Genomic DNA, 14,646 nt, shown 5'->3' on the forward strand with positions numbered 1-14,646 from the left:
TATAGGTGGGTCGAGCGGGATCGTGACGCGGGCTGCCCGGCCTCAGGCAGGGTCGACGAAGTCGACGATGCGGTTGAAGTCCTCGCCGTCGGCGACGGATACCTCGCTGGCGGCCCACACGCGCGCCGCCTCGCGCGCCACCGGCGCGATGCTGTCGAACTGGTCGAGCAGCCCCAGCGCGAGCCGCACGTCCTTGCGCATCAGCTTCATGGTGAAACCGGAATCGAACTTGCCGTTGAAGATCCAGGTCGGGTAGTTGGTCAGCGTCGCGCTGTTGCGGCCCGAGCCGCCGTTGAGCGCCTCGACCAGCTTTTCCGGATCGACGCCGGCCGCGCGCGCGGTGCGCACCGCCTCGCTGGCGGCCAGCAGGTGCACGCCGGTCAGCAGATTGTTGAGCAGCTTGGTGACGTGGCCGGCGCCCACCGGGCCCACATGCACGCGCTTGGCGCTGATCACCGCGAGGATCGGCTCGATGGCCGCGATATCGCTGCCCGAGCCGCCCAGCACCATGGTCATGGTGGCGGTGGCCGCGCCCTTCGGGCCGCCGCTCACCGGGCCGTCGACGAAGCCGATGCCGCGCTCGGCCAGGGCCGCCGCCACGCGTCGCGTGCTGTCCGGATCGGCCGTGGTGGTGTCGATCACGATGCTGCCCGGCCTCACGTTCTCGAGCACGCCGCCTGCGCCCAGCACCACCGCCTCCACCACCGCCGAGGTCGGCAGCGACAGCAGCAGCACGTCGGCGTCGCGCGCGATCTCGGCCACCGAATCGCGCGCCGACAGCACCGCCTGCCCGGCCAGCGCGAACGCCACGCCGGGCGCCGCGTCGTAGCCGAGCACCGTATAGCCGCCGCGCCGCAGCGAACCCGCCATGCCGCGCCCCATGTTGCCCAGACCGATCACGCCCACCGTTTTCATCCGACGACTCCTGATAGCAGTTGGTTCGAGGCCGGCGCGCCAGCTTGCGCCCACCTTGCATGGTCACGATGTTCGATCCGGCGATCCGTATAATCAATCAACGCCAATATTGAGATTGTTCTCTTTTTTAGAACACCAGAATCATGAGCGATACCCTTACCGACAGCCGGATCGTCTATTTCTACGAGGCCGTGCGCTGCGGCACGATCCGCGCCGCGGCCGACTGGCTCGACGTGGCGCCCTCGGCCGTGAGCCGCCAGATCGGGCTGCTGGAGAAGGAGCTCGACGCCACCCTGGTGGAGCGCCACGCGCGCGGCGTGACGCCCACCGAGGCGGGACGCTGCGTGATCGAGTATTTCCGCGAGCAGCTCGCGCACCGCGACGACCTGATCTCGCGTCTGCAGGAGCTGCGCGGGCTCAAGACCGGCCAGGTCAGCCTGGTGCTCGGCGAGGGTTTCGTCTCGGACCTGCTGGCCGGGCCAATGCAGCAGTTCTGCCGGCAGTTCCCCGGGATCCGCGTCAACCTCGACGTGGGCAGCACCAACGACGTGATCCGAAAAATCTCGAACGACGAGGGCGAGATCGGCCTGGTCTACAACCCGCCCGCCGAGCCCAAGCTGGTGTCGCGCGCCTCGAAGCGGCAGCCGATGATGGCGATCGTCGGCCCCGACTTCCCGCGCCGCAGCCACAAGGTGCTGACGGTGCAGCAGCTCGCCACCTACCCGATGGCGGCCACCCACCCGTCCTACGGCACGCGACAGATGATGGAGGCGGTGGAATACGCCGAGCGCGTACGGCTCGCGCCGATCATCACCACCAATTCCTTCGCGATCCTGAAGGAATTCGTGAAATCCGGGCTCGGCATCTCGGTGATGCCGGCCTTCGCGGTGACGGCCGAACTGCAGGCCAGGGAGTTGTTCGCGATCGAGATCGCGCATCCGATCCTCGAGAACGCCGAGGCGCACATGGTCACGCGCGTGGGCCGCAAGCTCTCGGTGGCTGCCAACAAGATGCTGCAGATGATGACGGGGCAGATGCGGGCGTTCCGCTAGCCGGGCCTGCCCAGGCCCTGGTCCTGGCCCGTGCTCCTGCCCGCGACGCGAGCTCACCTTCTAAGCAACGAGAAGGTTAACAGGGACGATCGAAAGTAAACAACCCCAAGCGTCATTTTGTTAAGGCTTCCTAGCCCTGACGTCCAGGTCATGGCCGGCCCCGTGACCGGACAGGGCCGGCCACGCTTCTTACCGCCTGCAGGGGTAAGCAGTCTTCAATGCCTGTGTGATCATGGTCGCAGCCGGGGCGTCCAGGTCGCGCGATGGAAGCTTGGTCAGATACCCGTAGGTCGCGACAACCAGCTCGGTTGTTGCCATCTTGGGCGGCGGGCACCATGCCTTACCGGCGGTCGTGTCGGCCACTCCGTAGATAAAACTCGTGGCCCTGTTCGTCGAGATGGTTCGTTGCCTCACCTCTCCTTCTTCGGCGCCTGCCAGCGTGCCATTGTCGATTCCGGAGAGCAGAGCCTCTGCCGTTAAAGGACGATAAACGTCTGCGGATGGCGTTGCCGCCCTTGCCTGCGTAATCGGAACGAATCCGCTGAACGTAGTTGCGGCCACCATTGCTACAGATAGTCGAGTGCACCAACGCATTGGATCTCCCTATTGGGTGAGGGGCGGATTTGGGGTCAGTCGCACTGATAGAGCGATTGCGCCTTGTCGAAGCGATGACTCAGCAGGTCGTCGCGTTGAATCATGAGGTAGGTGGTCCCGTCTCCACCGGAGGGCGCGTGCATCCGCCGGGTGCCTGCGTAGTATTCGCCGCCCCAGGAAAAGAGGTGACGAATCCTGTCGTCCGTCAGATCCTCGAACAGGCTGAGAACGCCGCGCCGGGGTAAATCGCGGTCGAAGCCCGATTCATTCGACAAAGCGCCGAGGTTGATCTGTGCAAGAAAAGCCAGCGGGAATTCGCGGCCCAAAGCAACTGCCATCAGGTCGTCGTAACGATCCTCTTGAGCGTGGATGGCCCTGAGCTTGTCTGGATCGGGGCGGCTGGCTTCTATCGAGCGAAGCCACGCATCCCGCTCGTGTTCCGACAGCAAGACCAGGATATCGTCACTGGGCCGTTGCGATCTGGACGAGGCCGAGCGCTCCCGATGGCGAATGCGCTGTTCGCGCAATGCACGAATCCGTGTATCGGCATCCGCCGGCGATTGCCGGTGTGGCCAGGCGAAGCCCGGAGGCAGATCGGGAAGGCCGCCGATCTTGCTCGTGCCAGGCGGCAGTGCGTCGTCGGGCTGCTGTCGGCGAACGAACTGAATGGCGGGACGCATCGTCGCGACGATCCGGTCCGCCAACGCGTCCAATCCGGCCTCGCTCAATGCGTGCCGAAGATCTTGTTCGGTGCGGAATGTGCTCATTCGGTAATCCTTTCTATAGCCGGCCAAAAGTTGAGTCAGCGGCCGCTCGTAGCCAGCGAGGCCGGATCTTTCGCTTCGAACAGGCTATCGCCCTCAAACATCCGGATCCGGAATCCGCGCAGACTGAATCACCACCAGCGTATCGCCCGCCTCGATCCTGCACGGCGGATCCTCGTAAAACGAATAGATCTTCCCGCATCGATCGAGCCCGACCACGATCGCGCCCGGCACGACGTTCGTCAGGCAGCCGATTTCATGCGGCAACGCCTCGCGCTCCAGCAGCGTCGCGCGACCGCGCGTCGACAGCATGTCGTTCACGAACGGCACGATGTAGCGGCTATAGACCGCATCCGCCAGCAACAGCGCGCCGATCTTCGTCGACGACACGATCACGTCCGCGCCGGCCTGCCGCAGTTGCCGCTGGTACAGGTTCTCCTGGATCCGCACGACGATCTTCGTATCGGGCGCGATGCTGCGCACCGACAGCGTCAGCAGGATCGCGGTCGGATCGTCGGTCACCGAAATGATCACGGCCTTCGCCGCGCGCACCTGCGCCTGCTGCAGCAGATCCTCGTGCGCCGGATCGCCGAGCAATCCCGTCACGCCGAGCGACGTCGCCGCCTCGAGGGCCTGCTGCTGCGAATCGATCACGATGATCGCCGCCGGATCGACGCCGCTCTCCAGCAACTCGCGCACCGCGATCGACCCCGACAGGCCATAACCGCACACGACGATGTGATCGGACAGTTGCTTCTGCAGGCGTTTCATGCGGAATTCCTCGACGACGCGCTGGATCACGAACTGATACGCCGTGCCCAGGAAAATGAACCAGATGCCGATGCGGATCGGCACGATGAAGAATGCATCGAGCAGGCGCGCCCGCGCCGTGACGGGCACGATATCGCCGTAGCCGACCGTCGCGACCGTGACCATCGTGAAGTACACGAGATCGGCCACGGTCATCGGCGTGCTCTTGGTCGAATCGCGCAGGCCGTCGCGGTCGAGATACAGCACGAGAAACGCAAGCGTGCACAACAGCACGACCGCGCCGAGACGGAACAACAGCGTGCGATGCGGCGATGTCGCGGGGCGCGTGAACAGCGTGCGCGTACGCGGCGCCTGCCACGGATTGCGGGCGCGACGCAGGCGCTGGCGCAACGAGCGGCGCTGATCGGATGGCGTTGCCAACGGAAAGTCTCCTGAAGGATGCGGGCTCGATTCTACGACGGGAACGCATGCACCCGGCCAGTCACAGCATGCTGCGCGGCCGCACCATCGTCCCGTCGACGAAACGCCGCGCGCGAAACGCCGACAGGTCGAGCGACGGCGCGCCCGTGTCGATCCATTCGGCGAGCAGCCGGCCGACGATCGGCCCCATCGCGAAACCGTGCCCGCAGAACCCTGTCGCAATCGCGAGCCCCGACGGCGTGCCGGGCGCATCGATCACCGGAATGCCGTCGGGCAGCACGTCGATCAGGCCGGCCCACGCCTCGACGACCTGCGCATCCTTCAGCGCGGGAAAGATCGCCTTGAGCTTCGCGAGCGCGCGCGGCGCATGCGCGCGATTCGGCTGCGGCTGCGGATCGCGCGGCTCGATCGGCCCGGTCGCGCCGTTGATGCGCGCGAGCACGTCGCGCCAGGCGGACGCATTCAGGTGCAGCCGGAATTTGTCGCGCTGCGACCAGAATTCCGGCCAGAAGAGGCTCAATCCACGCAGGTGGCCGAGCGTCAGATCGACGTCGACCTGCATGTCGTCGGCGAGATTGATCGCGCCGTTCTTGCGCTGCCGGATGCCTAGACCATGGCCCCACACCGTCGCCGCGGACACCGGCGGAACCACGTTGGTGCGCATGCAGGTGCCGCGCACGGCCTGCTGCGGCAGCCGGATGCCAACGCCGTCGAGCAGCCTGAAACTGGTCGCGCCGGCCGCGCAGATCACGCGCCGCGTGCGGATCGTGCCGCGTTCGGTCGCGACGCCGACGACCGCGCCGCCCGCCGTCTCGATCGCGGTCACGCCGCAGCCTTCGAAGAAACGCGCGCCGGCCTCGGTCGCGCGCGCCGCGAATGCGGCGGCCACGCGACGCGGCTCGGCCTGCCCGTCGGTCGCCGTATACAAGCCGCCGAGCGTACGCGCCTGCGTCGATAGCCCGCTCACGCGTTCGTCGATCTGCGCGCGCGTCAGCGTGCGCGTGTCGAGCCCATGCTCGCGCGCGACGGCGAGCCATGCCTGGAACGACGCCCAGTCGTCTTCGTTGTCCGCCATGTAGAGGCAGCCGCCCTGCCGCCATTCGAGATCGAAGCCGAGTTGTTGCTCCAGGCCTTCCCAGATCCGCATGCCGGCCATCATCAGCGGCACTTCGGCGGATTCGCGCCCCTGCTGTCGCACGAAGCCCCACGCGCGCGTCGATTGCTGGCCGGCGATGCGCGACTTGTCGAGCACGACGGCTTTCAGGCCGCGCAGGCCGAGGTAGTAAGCGGCCGCGCAGCCCATGATGCCGGCGCCGGCGATCACGACGTCGGCTTCGGGCGGAAACGCCGTATCGGCGTGGCTCAATGCGTCGTGCAGCGGATAGGTGGTGGTCATTGTTTTCTGTCGGGTGTCGATGCATGACCGGCAAAGCTTATCGCGGCCACGTCGCCACATGAAGCGATAAATTGCGGAAGCCGGTCATTCGGCCATCTCTTCCGGGTCCACCATCGCATTGACGCCGACTGCGGTGACGTGGCCTGCCGAAGCCACGGCGCCGGAACCGCGTGTTGCACCGACGGTTGCCGCCGCTTGCGCGTCGATACCGGCAGCGGTGGAATTGTCGGCCGATGCCGGCTCTCCGACACCCAACGCCGTTGCGGAAATTCCATTCGACGATGCGAGGTCGCAGAGCGCAACGCGAACTGCTGCGTCGAAATGGACTCGACGCCCGACGCGATCATCTCCTCGCGCATCCGGATTTTTTATCGATCAGGACTACAAATGTAATGACAGGCAATGCCCGATCGATGCCTGAGCTGTTCGCGCAGGATCAGCTCCGGCGGCTGTGGTCCGTCGAGCGAGACGACGGCGAGCCGTTCACGTATATACGGACGTAGCGCGAACGCGCAATCAATGCGTGTCGGCTCGACGGCGTCGACGGCGACATGTCGAACGCTCGATAAACCACGCGGCCATTCAGCCAGGACTTCGCGGTCTGCACGGGAGGCCGCCGCTACGCCAGCGTCCTCAGTGCGAATAGCGCGTTTGAGTACCTGCCGTGCGTTCGAACGGCTGCAGCCTCGCAAGCTGCTCGATCGACATCGAGACGACTTCGAGAACATGCCGCGCGATTTCGTCGTCGGCCATGCCGGCGTTGACGTACCGCTCGATGCTCATCGTGCGGGGCGGATAGCTGCCGGCTTCGTCACCGATGATGTCGATCCTGGCGGTACGCTGCTCGGGCGACAGCACGATCTGGACAGTTTTGCCGTGAACGACGGTCTGCATGCACAAAGTGGACATTCGCAGTCTCCAAATTGCGTTGCCTTCGGACGATCGATACCTCACAACAGGAGTCATCAATCTACAAATTTCCCGACGCATTCGCAATATCCAGGCAGGAATTCCAGTCGCTCGGGGCGCCGCACCGCCGGTCACCCCGATGTCTGCATTGCACGGGCGTGGGCACGCGCCGCGCTACGCATAGCGGCTCAGCCACTCTTCGGAGAATTGTTTCGCGTACGCGACCGCTTCGGCCTCAGTCTCGAATTCACCCAGCTTGCGGAACGCAGCCTCACGGCTGAAACCCACCTTCGTGACCTCGACCTGCGCGGCATATTTGCCGGCCTCCGTCACGCGTGGCTCGCAGTTCATTTCGTATCCGCGCATCAAGAATTTCTTCTGCATCGGTTCAACACTTTTTTGAGACGGCGAAATCGTAGCACGCAGCTGCGCTGGCTTAAAAAATGTATCTATGTTGGTTACACTAGAGGAAACCGTCGATCGATCGATCGTCCTGCAAGGGTCTCGGCCGGCCGTCGCGCGATATCCTGCAAAATGGGTCGGATACATCGGTCCGGGCGAGTACGCGCCCTGCGTTGGTGCATCGTGCGACGATTACCTGTCGCCCCGTGCGGAATCGCATCCCGGTCGTTGAAATCCCGACCTGAAGGTGTCGAACGTACGTTCGCGCACACGCGCCGAGGCGGGCCGAGCGTAACTTCATGACACACCTTTCACACAAACGCACCTTTCACAACACTGAATGACGACCATTTTGCGGTAAAGTTATCTTTTCCGTGCGTGGCCGGTCGGCTCGCCCCTGGACGTCATGAAGACTGTCCGCCGAGACTGCCGCAAGGCGTCGTTCTGAACGTCACGATCCGTTCCCGTAGCATGACCACTGAAGCAATCACCACGGATTCCCTCGCGGTTGCCGAGCGCGTGCGCGAGCTGATGACCCGCAACGGCATCGGCAAGCGCCAGCAGACTACCGAGCTGTGCCGCATCCTCGACCTGAGTTTCTCGCAAGGCCACCGCAAACTGCGCGGCAGCAGCCCCTGGACGCTCGCGCAGATCAAGAAAGTCGCCGAAGCGTACGGCGAACCCGCCGCGCAGTTGTTCGGCGCGCAAACGCTCGACCCCGGCATGGTCGGCGCCTATTCCCAGGAAGCCGTCCTGTATGCGGGCGTCGCCGAGATTCCGTGCACCGCCTGGATCGGCGCGCCGCTCGAAGCCGGCGCGCGTCCCGAGTTCGTCGCGTACGAACAGAACGGCCGCTGGCGCGTGCTGCGCCATACCGGCGTGCTGTACCAGAACGCGTACGACGTGCACAAGATCGAGATCTACCCGCGCCGCGCGGAGAGCGACAAGCTCGTCGTCGCGGTGATCGATCCCGATCGCGTCAGCGCGACCGAGCTGTGCCGCTATCTCGAACGGCAGGGTTTCGCGACGGCCGCGTTCGACGGGCTCGCAGCGTTCGTCGACGCGCTGCAGGGCCAGGCCTTCGACGCGGTCCTGACCGAATGGCTGTTCGACGACGGGACGGCCGCCACCGCGATCAAGGCCGTGCGCACGTCCGACAACCCGGGCGCGCCGATTTTCGTGCTGACGGGCGACCTGCTCACCGGCCGCGCGAGCGAAGCCGACATCAGCGAAGTGATTCGCGCGTTCGACGTGGTGTGCTACGAAAAACCCGCGCGCATGGCGATTCTCAGCGCCGATCTCGCGAAGCGGCTCACGCGCGGCTGACGTCCGCCGGGCCGGCCGCCCGTCGAATGGCCAACGCACGCGCGTCGCCGCGGGCATGAACCGGTTCCTCAGTACAATAGCCGTACCCGTTCACGCCCACGCCGACATCCGCCGCCCGACGCCATGGCCCGCCTCATCCCCGACGACTGGAAAAGCCTCGCCGCGACCGGCGCGGCCGAACGCGAGCGCGAAACGCTCGCCGCGCTCGAACACGCGCTGCCCGATAGCTACACCGTGTATCACGGCGTCCACTGGACGCGCGCCGACCAGGCGTTCTCGGTGTTCGGCGAAGCCGCGTTCGTCGTCGTGAGCCCGGCCGGCCGCGTGCTGCTGATCGAGCAGAAGGCCGGCTTCCTGCGCGAAACCCCGAAAGGGCTCGTGAAGGTCTACCTGCAGAAGGAGCGCAATGTCCCGATCCAGCTCGCGCGCACGCAGGAGACGCTGCACCGGCGCCTGACGGCCGCGCTCGGCGCGGGCGTCTACGGCGTCGAGGCGCTGCTGTACTGCCCCGACTACTCGATCCGCGACGCGTCGATCGCCGGCGTCGCGCCCGACCGCATCGTCGATGCGTCGAGCAAGGCGCAGCTCGCGCAAGTGATCCTGCAGATCCTGCCCGAAGACGACGAGCACTTTCCGAATGCGCCGAAGCTCCACCATTTCCTTGCGGACGAGCTCGCGCTCACGCCCGACACGAGCGCGCTCGTCGGACAGGCCGGCACGCTCGTCACCCGGCTGTCGGGTGGGCTCGCCGCATGGGCGCGCCAGCTCGAATTCACGCCGTTCCGGCTGCGCGTCACCGGCACCGCCGGCTCGGGCAAGACACAGCTTGCGGTGCAGGTGATGCGCGATGCCGTCGCGGCCGGCCAGCGCGTGCTCTACGTATGCTTCAACCGGCCGCTCGCCGATTACATCGCGCGCATCGCGCCGCCCGGCGCGAAGATCGCGAACTACCACCAGCTGTGCGACTGGGTCGCGCGCGACGGCGGCTATACGCCCGACTTCCAGGTGCCCGGCGAATTCGAACGGCTCGAGGCGCGCTTCGCGCAAGCGCCGATTCCCGAACGCTGGCGCTTCGACGTGCTGGTCGTCGACGAAGGGCAGGATTTCCATGCGCCGTGGGCGGCCGCGCTGGAGCGCTTGCTCACGCCGGACGGCGCATGGTGGTGGCTGGAAGATCCGCTGCAGAACCTGTACATGCGCGAACCCGTCGCGCTGCCCGGGTGGGTCACGCTCAAGGCGCTCACGAATTACCGCAGCCCGCGCGACCTGCTCGAATTCGTGCGCGACGTCGTGGGCCGGGCCGAGCCGCTCGCGGCCGAACTGCGCTCGGGCAGCCCGTTCGACGGCTCCGATCCGTCGGTGTCGGCATACGGGGACGATGGCGCGTCGGGCGACGCATTGGCGCAAGCCTGCATCGACGCGACCAAGCGTGCGATCACGCATGCGCTGTCGCTCGGCTTCCGCAAGCAGGACATCGCGGTGCTGTCGTACCGCGGCCGCGAAGGCTCGGTGCTCGCCCCGCTCGACCAGCTCGGCCCGCACCGGATCAAGCGCTTCACCGGCAAGTACGACCTGTTCGGCAACCCCGAGTATCGCGAAGGCGACGTGCTGCTCGATTCGATCTACCGCTTCAAGGGCCAGTCGGCGCCGTGCGTGATCCTGACCGAAGTCGACTTCGACACGCTCGACGCGCGTGCCGCGCGCAAGCTGTTCGTCGGCGCGACGCGCGCGACGATGAAGCTGCTGATCGTCGCGTCGTCGCGCGCGGCCGCGCAGCTCGCGGCGGGTTGACGCGGCGGGCGATGCGACCGGGCCGCAATCGAGCCGGGACGATCCCCGACATCATGGTCGTCGACACAATCGGGCACATTTCTCGATGCTCCGGGCCCTTGTCCACGCTCATTTCGACCTGTTTCGGCAACACCTGATGGTTTGTTCGTTTACAGCCGACTTTTACGATGCCAGGCCATTCGTTGCAAACGGAATAGTCCATGGCCGACGTAAAAAAGCTGCCTTACTACAAACCGAAAAAGGGATTGTTCGGATCGGAGTTGAGGGAATACAAGGGTTCCCAAGGTTGCATCCCGCTTGATACGCAAAGGAGCGTATCCAAGTCCAGTCTATTTGAAGCTGAAGAAGCCGATCGACCTGGATCTTGGTGAGATATGCAGAATAGAACCATCAGATACATTGGCTTAGCCATTGCCATTTACGTATGCGCAGGTTTTATCATTCATTTCAATCGCCCCGCCTACGCACGATGTGACTTCTATGATCGCCCGGATACATTAGATGGCGGCATAAAAAACATGAATGGCGTTTGGTATCGATTCAAGCTGTGTGGCACTGGCGGGAATGATCAGGACGCGACCGACGACAACATCGAACTAAGCGTGTTTAGTGAAAATGGCGAGCTTCTTGCGAGACGATATTTCTCCGTCAACTGGTATCACGGAGATAGCTCTCACCCGCCCCTGCGTTACGAGGGCAACCTGGTTCGCTATATCGACTTGACCGATGAATCGAATATAAAAAAACATCTGATGATCCCCCCCTCCAAGTGGGATTGGCTTCGCGCCAGATTGCCTTTGTTTTAAAGGTTACAACCTAAGTTTTTGATTTATAAAAAACAAAGCCCCGCTAGCGGGGCTTTGTTTCTCGACAGACTGCGCGCTCGGATCACCGACGAGAGCATCGACCAACCCGTAAAACAGGTCACATCAGCCGACAAATCCGCGGCGACTCACCTCGAACCCGCTCAAGCCACCCGAAACGCCCCCACCGTGCGACGCAGCCCATCCGCCTGTTCCTCGAGCGACGCGGCAGCCGCGGCCGCCTGCTCGACCAGCGCCGCGTTCTGCTGCGACACCTGATCCATCTGCGACACCGCGCGGTTCACCTGCTCGATCCCGTCGCGCTGCTCGCTCGAGGCGGCCGCGATCTCCGTCATGATGCCCGTCACGCGCCCGATCGCCTGCTGGATGTCCTGCATCGTCGCGCCGGCCGTACCGACGAGCCGCGAGCCGGTCGCGACACGTTCGACCGATTCGCCGATCAGCGTGCGGATTTCCTTCGCCGCGGACGCCGAGCGTTGTGCCAGCGTGCGCACCTCGCCCGCGACCACCGCGAAGCCGCGGCCCTGCTCGCCCGCGCGTGCGGCTTCGACCGCCGCATTCAGCGCGAGGATGTTGGTCTGGAACGCGATCCCCTCGATCGTGCCGATGATGTCGGCGACCTTCTGCGAGCTCCGGTCGATCTCGTTCATCGTGCCGATCACCTCGCCGACGACCGTCGCGCCGCGCGTCGCGATCTCGCTCGCGCTGTCCGCGCACGCCTGCGCCTCGAGCGCGTGGTCGGCGTTCTGCTTCACGGTTGCCGTCAATTGCTCCATGCTCGCGGCCGTCTCCTGCAGCGCCGACGCCTGTTCCTCGGTGCGCTGCGACAGATCGGTGTTGCCGGCCGCGATCTGGTGCGTCGCCGTCGAAATCGCTTCGGAACCCTGGCTCACCTGGCGCACCGTATCGGCGAGGCTGCGCTGCATGCCGGTCACGCCCTTGACCAGTTCGGCCATCTCGTCGCGCGACGCCCAGCGCAATTCCGACGTGAGGTCGCCGTCCGACAGCCGGCGGAAATGCGACAGCAGGCGATTCACCGGTTGCGTGATCGCGAAATGCAGGCCGATCGCGCAACCGAGGCACGCGGCCAGGCCAAATGCAATGCCCGCGATCGCGCCCATGCGCATCCAGCCGTAATAGGTCTGCGCGGTGTCGTACACGTCCTTGCCGCGGGCGGCCTGGTACGCATCGAGCGCATCGGTCGCCTGCGTGAGCGCGACCGACAGCGGTGGTGCAACCGTCATCAGCAACCGGTCGGCTTCGTCGCGCCGCCCTTCGCGGATCGCATCGATCATCGGCTTCAGCGCCTGTCCGATCAGCGCCTGGCGCGCGGCATCGAGGCGGCTCGCGAGCGGGCCTTCGTCGTCGCCGTGCGGCATCGCCGCGTAGTTGCGCCAGGCCGTGTCGGCCTTCGCGAGATAGCCGTCGGCCTTCTTCACGAGATCGGGCACCTCCGGCGCTTCCGGATGCAGCAGCGCACGGTCGAGCGTCGTGCGCACGATCGTCAGGTTCAGGCTCGCCGCGGACAACGCGGTCTTCGCCGCCAGTTGCCGCGTATAGGCCTCGTCGAGGGCGCGGTTCGAGCTCTGCATGCCCGCGAGGCCGATCAGCCCCGACACGACGAGCAGCGCGGCAACGAGGCCGAGCGTGGAGAAGATCCGCGTACGGATCGAGAAACGGGAAAACAGGGCGTTCAGGTTCATGACGGGACGTGAGCGATGAAAAATGCCGCGGCAATCGGTCCGCGGCACTCTGTATTACGGTTTGCCTGCGAAAAACTTGAGTCCGCCCCTGCTTTGCAGCTGATCGTGGTCAATTTTGCGGGCGGGCAATCTCCTGTTACGACTGCAACATATAGAGGCTGGGCAGAAATTGACTAGTCAATCATTCGTGGCTATATTTCGGCTCAATTCCCTGCCATGGCAGATATTTCGATGACAACGAACACCCTCCTCACTCCGCCGGCCGCCGACGCGGCCCGCCGCGACGCGCCGACCGGGCTGATCGTCGCCGCGCTGCTGCTCGTCATGCTGCTGTCCGCGCTCGACCAGACGATCGTGTCGACCGCGCTACCGACGATCGTCGGCGAACTCGGCGGGCTCGACCAGTTGTCGTGGGTCGTCACCGCGTACCTGCTGTCGTCCACCGTCGTGCTGCCGCTGTACGGCAAGCTCGGCGACCTGTATGGCCGCAAGATCGTGCTGCAGGCGGCGATCGTGCTGTTCCTCGCCGGCTCCGCGCTGTGCGGCATCGCGCTGGACATGACGCAACTGATCGTGCTGCGCGCGCTGCAGGGGCTCGGCGGCGGCGGCCTGATGGTCGTCACGATGGCCGCGATCGGCGATCTGGTCCCGCCCGATCGCCGGGCGCGCTACCAGGGGATGTTCGGCGGCATCTACGGCCTCGCGACGATCGTCGGCCCGCTGCTCGGCGGCTTCCTGGTCGAGCATCTTTCATGGCGCTGGATCTTCACGATCAACCTGCCGCTCGGCTTGCTCGCGCTCGCGGTGATCGGCATGGCGTTCCGGCCGCACACCGCGCACGTAAAGCACCGGATCGACTACATGGGCGCCGCGTTCCTCGCGACCGCCCTCACCTGCGTGATCCTGTTCACGAGCGAAGGCGGCTCGCTGCTGCCGTGGACGTCGCCGCAGCTGTGGATGACGCTCGCGCTCGGCCTCGTCGCGATCGGCGGCTTCATTTATGAAGAGCGCGTCGCGGCCGAGCCGATCATGCCGCTCGACCTGTTCCGTCATCGCACCTTCGTGCTGGTCAGCCTGATCGGCTTCGTGGTCGGCATCGCGCTGTTCGGTTCGGTCACGTTCATCCCGCTCTACCTGCAGGTCGTAAAAGGCTCGACGCCGTCGCAGGCCGGCATGCAGTTGCTGCCGATGATGGGCGGGATGCTCGTGACGTCGATCGCCAGCGGGCGGCTGATCTCGCGGCTCGGCTCGTACCGGCTGTTCCCGATCGCGGGGACGCTGACCGGCGGCGTCGCGATGGCGCTGCTGTCGACGCTGACGCTCGATACGCCGCTGCACACGATGTACGCGTACATGGCGTTGCTCGGGATCGGACTCGGGATGGTGATGCCCGTGCTGACGCTGGCCGTGCAGAACACGGTCGAATTCCGGCACATGGGGGTGGCGACGTCGGGCGCGACGCTGTTCCGCTCGATCGGCGGCTCGATCGGCGGCTCGCTCGGCGTCGCCGCGTTCGGCGCGCTGTTTTCGCACGGGCTGCAGTCGCGCATGATGCACGCGCTGCCGGCCGGCACCGAGCTGCCGCCCGCGCTCGGCCCGGCCGCCGTGCACCAGTTGCCGGATGCCGTGCGCGACGCGTACCTGCACGCGTTCGCCGGCTCGCTGCACGTCGTGTATCTGTCGGCCGCGACGGTCATTGCGATCGCGTTCGTGCTCGCGTGGTTCGTCGAGGATGCGCCGCTGCGCAAGCACAACTGAGCGCCCGCGGCTCGCGACACG

The 14,646-nt window shown here is 65.4% G+C and carries 12 protein-coding genes; 5 read left to right on the top strand and 7 right to left on the bottom strand.

Features of this window, described 5'->3' with window-relative positions:
- Window positions 1-42 precede the first annotated feature (42 nt).
- Window positions 43-930, bottom strand: coding sequence for an NAD(P)-dependent oxidoreductase (locus HWW87_RS19365; protein ID WP_279608040.1), 888 nt, complete (start codon window positions 928-930; stop codon window positions 43-45).
- Window positions 931-1,058: 128 nt separating this feature from the next.
- Here HWW87_RS19365 and HWW87_RS19370 point away from each other — a divergent pair, with 128 nt between their 5' ends.
- A complete protein-coding gene (locus HWW87_RS19370) occupies window positions 1,059-1,967 on the top strand; it encodes a LysR family transcriptional regulator (protein ID WP_175821695.1) in 909 nt (302 codons plus the stop codon).
- Between the two features lie 629 nt (window positions 1,968-2,596).
- Here the strand turns inward: HWW87_RS19370 and HWW87_RS19380 are convergent.
- The 5 genes from HWW87_RS19380 to HWW87_RS19400 form a co-directional block, all read right to left on the bottom strand.
- Window positions 2,597-3,328, bottom strand: coding sequence for a DUF1963 domain-containing protein (locus tag HWW87_RS19380; RefSeq protein WP_175821697.1), 732 nt, complete (start codon window positions 3,326-3,328; stop codon window positions 2,597-2,599).
- Window positions 3,329-3,421: 93 nt separating this feature from the next.
- Window positions 3,422-4,516 (bottom strand): potassium channel family protein, encoded by a 1,095-nt coding sequence (locus HWW87_RS19385; protein ID WP_175821698.1) that lies wholly within the window; start codon window positions 4,514-4,516, stop codon window positions 3,422-3,424.
- 61 nt (window positions 4,517-4,577) lie between these two features.
- Window positions 4,578-5,912 carry an FAD-binding oxidoreductase gene (locus tag HWW87_RS19390; protein WP_175821699.1) on the bottom strand — a complete coding sequence of 445 codons (1,335 nt, stop codon included), beginning with the start codon at window positions 5,910-5,912 and terminating at the stop codon, window positions 4,578-4,580.
- Between the two features lie 633 nt (window positions 5,913-6,545).
- The gene (locus HWW87_RS19395; protein ID WP_175821700.1) at window positions 6,546-6,821 is read right to left on the bottom strand and encodes a hypothetical protein; all 276 of its coding nucleotides are present in this window, start codon (window positions 6,819-6,821) and stop codon (window positions 6,546-6,548) included.
- Between the two features lie 174 nt (window positions 6,822-6,995).
- Window positions 6,996-7,205: a hypothetical protein gene (locus tag HWW87_RS19400; protein WP_174433832.1), complete on the bottom strand. Its 210-nt coding sequence runs from the start codon at window positions 7,203-7,205 to the stop codon at window positions 6,996-6,998.
- 489 nt (window positions 7,206-7,694) lie between these two features.
- Here HWW87_RS19400 and HWW87_RS19405 point away from each other — a divergent pair, with 489 nt between their 5' ends.
- The 3 genes from HWW87_RS19405 (at window position 7,695) to HWW87_RS19415 (ending at window position 11,146) form a co-directional block, all read left to right on the top strand.
- Window positions 7,695-8,549 (top strand): helix-turn-helix domain-containing protein, encoded by an 855-nt coding sequence (locus HWW87_RS19405; RefSeq protein ID WP_011547464.1) that lies wholly within the window; start codon window positions 7,695-7,697, stop codon window positions 8,547-8,549.
- A 123-nt stretch (window positions 8,550-8,672) separates the two neighbouring features.
- Window positions 8,673-10,340 (top strand): ATP-dependent helicase, encoded by a 1,668-nt coding sequence (locus tag HWW87_RS19410; protein ID WP_175821701.1) that lies wholly within the window; start codon window positions 8,673-8,675, stop codon window positions 10,338-10,340.
- Between the two features lie 374 nt (window positions 10,341-10,714).
- Entirely contained in the window at window positions 10,715-11,146 is a 432-nt protein-coding gene (locus HWW87_RS19415; protein WP_244107308.1) for a hypothetical protein, read from the top strand.
- A gap of 161 nt (window positions 11,147-11,307) precedes the next feature.
- Here HWW87_RS19415 and HWW87_RS19420 read toward each other — a convergent pair whose 3' ends face one another.
- Entirely contained in the window at window positions 11,308-12,867 is a 1,560-nt protein-coding gene (locus HWW87_RS19420; RefSeq protein ID WP_175821702.1) for a methyl-accepting chemotaxis protein, read from the bottom strand.
- Between the two features lie 231 nt (window positions 12,868-13,098).
- On the opposite strand from HWW87_RS19420, the gene HWW87_RS19425 reads away from it, so the two are divergent.
- Window positions 13,099-14,625 carry an MDR family MFS transporter gene (locus tag HWW87_RS19425; protein WP_175821703.1) on the top strand — a complete coding sequence of 509 codons (1,527 nt, stop codon included), beginning with the start codon at window positions 13,099-13,101 and terminating at the stop codon, window positions 14,623-14,625.
- The last annotated feature ends 21 nt before the right edge of the window (window positions 14,626-14,646 follow it).

This window comes from Burkholderia sp. BCC0419 (assembly GCF_902830285.1).
Taxonomy (GTDB): Bacteria; Pseudomonadota; Gammaproteobacteria; order Burkholderiales; family Burkholderiaceae; genus Burkholderia.

What these genes read in the sequence shown, in the direction of transcription:
- HWW87_RS19370 (WP_175821695.1), top strand. Translation starts at nt 1,059, where the DNA reads ATGAGCGATACCCTTACCGACAGCCGGATCGTCTATTTCTACGAGGCC.
- HWW87_RS19380 (WP_175821697.1), bottom strand. Translation starts at nt 3,328, where the DNA reads ATGAGCACATTCCGCACCGAACAAGATCTTCGGCACGCATTGAGCGAG.
- HWW87_RS19390 (WP_175821699.1), bottom strand. Translation starts at nt 5,912, where the DNA reads ATGACCACCACCTATCCGCTGCACGACGCATTGAGCCACGCCGATACG.
- HWW87_RS19395 (WP_175821700.1), bottom strand. Translation starts at nt 6,821, where the DNA reads ATGTCCACTTTGTGCATGCAGACCGTCGTTCACGGCAAAACTGTCCAG.
- HWW87_RS19400 (WP_174433832.1), bottom strand. Translation starts at nt 7,205, where the DNA reads ATGCAGAAGAAATTCTTGATGCGCGGATACGAAATGAACTGCGAGCCA.
- HWW87_RS19405 (WP_011547464.1), top strand. Translation starts at nt 7,695, where the DNA reads ATGACCACTGAAGCAATCACCACGGATTCCCTCGCGGTTGCCGAGCGC.
- HWW87_RS19410 (WP_175821701.1), top strand. Translation starts at nt 8,673, where the DNA reads ATGGCCCGCCTCATCCCCGACGACTGGAAAAGCCTCGCCGCGACCGGC.
- HWW87_RS19415 (WP_244107308.1), top strand. Translation starts at nt 10,715, where the DNA reads ATGCAGAATAGAACCATCAGATACATTGGCTTAGCCATTGCCATTTAC.
- HWW87_RS19420 (WP_175821702.1), bottom strand. Translation starts at nt 12,867, where the DNA reads ATGAACCTGAACGCCCTGTTTTCCCGTTTCTCGATCCGTACGCGGATC.
- HWW87_RS19425 (WP_175821703.1), top strand. Translation starts at nt 13,099, where the DNA reads ATGACAACGAACACCCTCCTCACTCCGCCGGCCGCCGACGCGGCCCGC.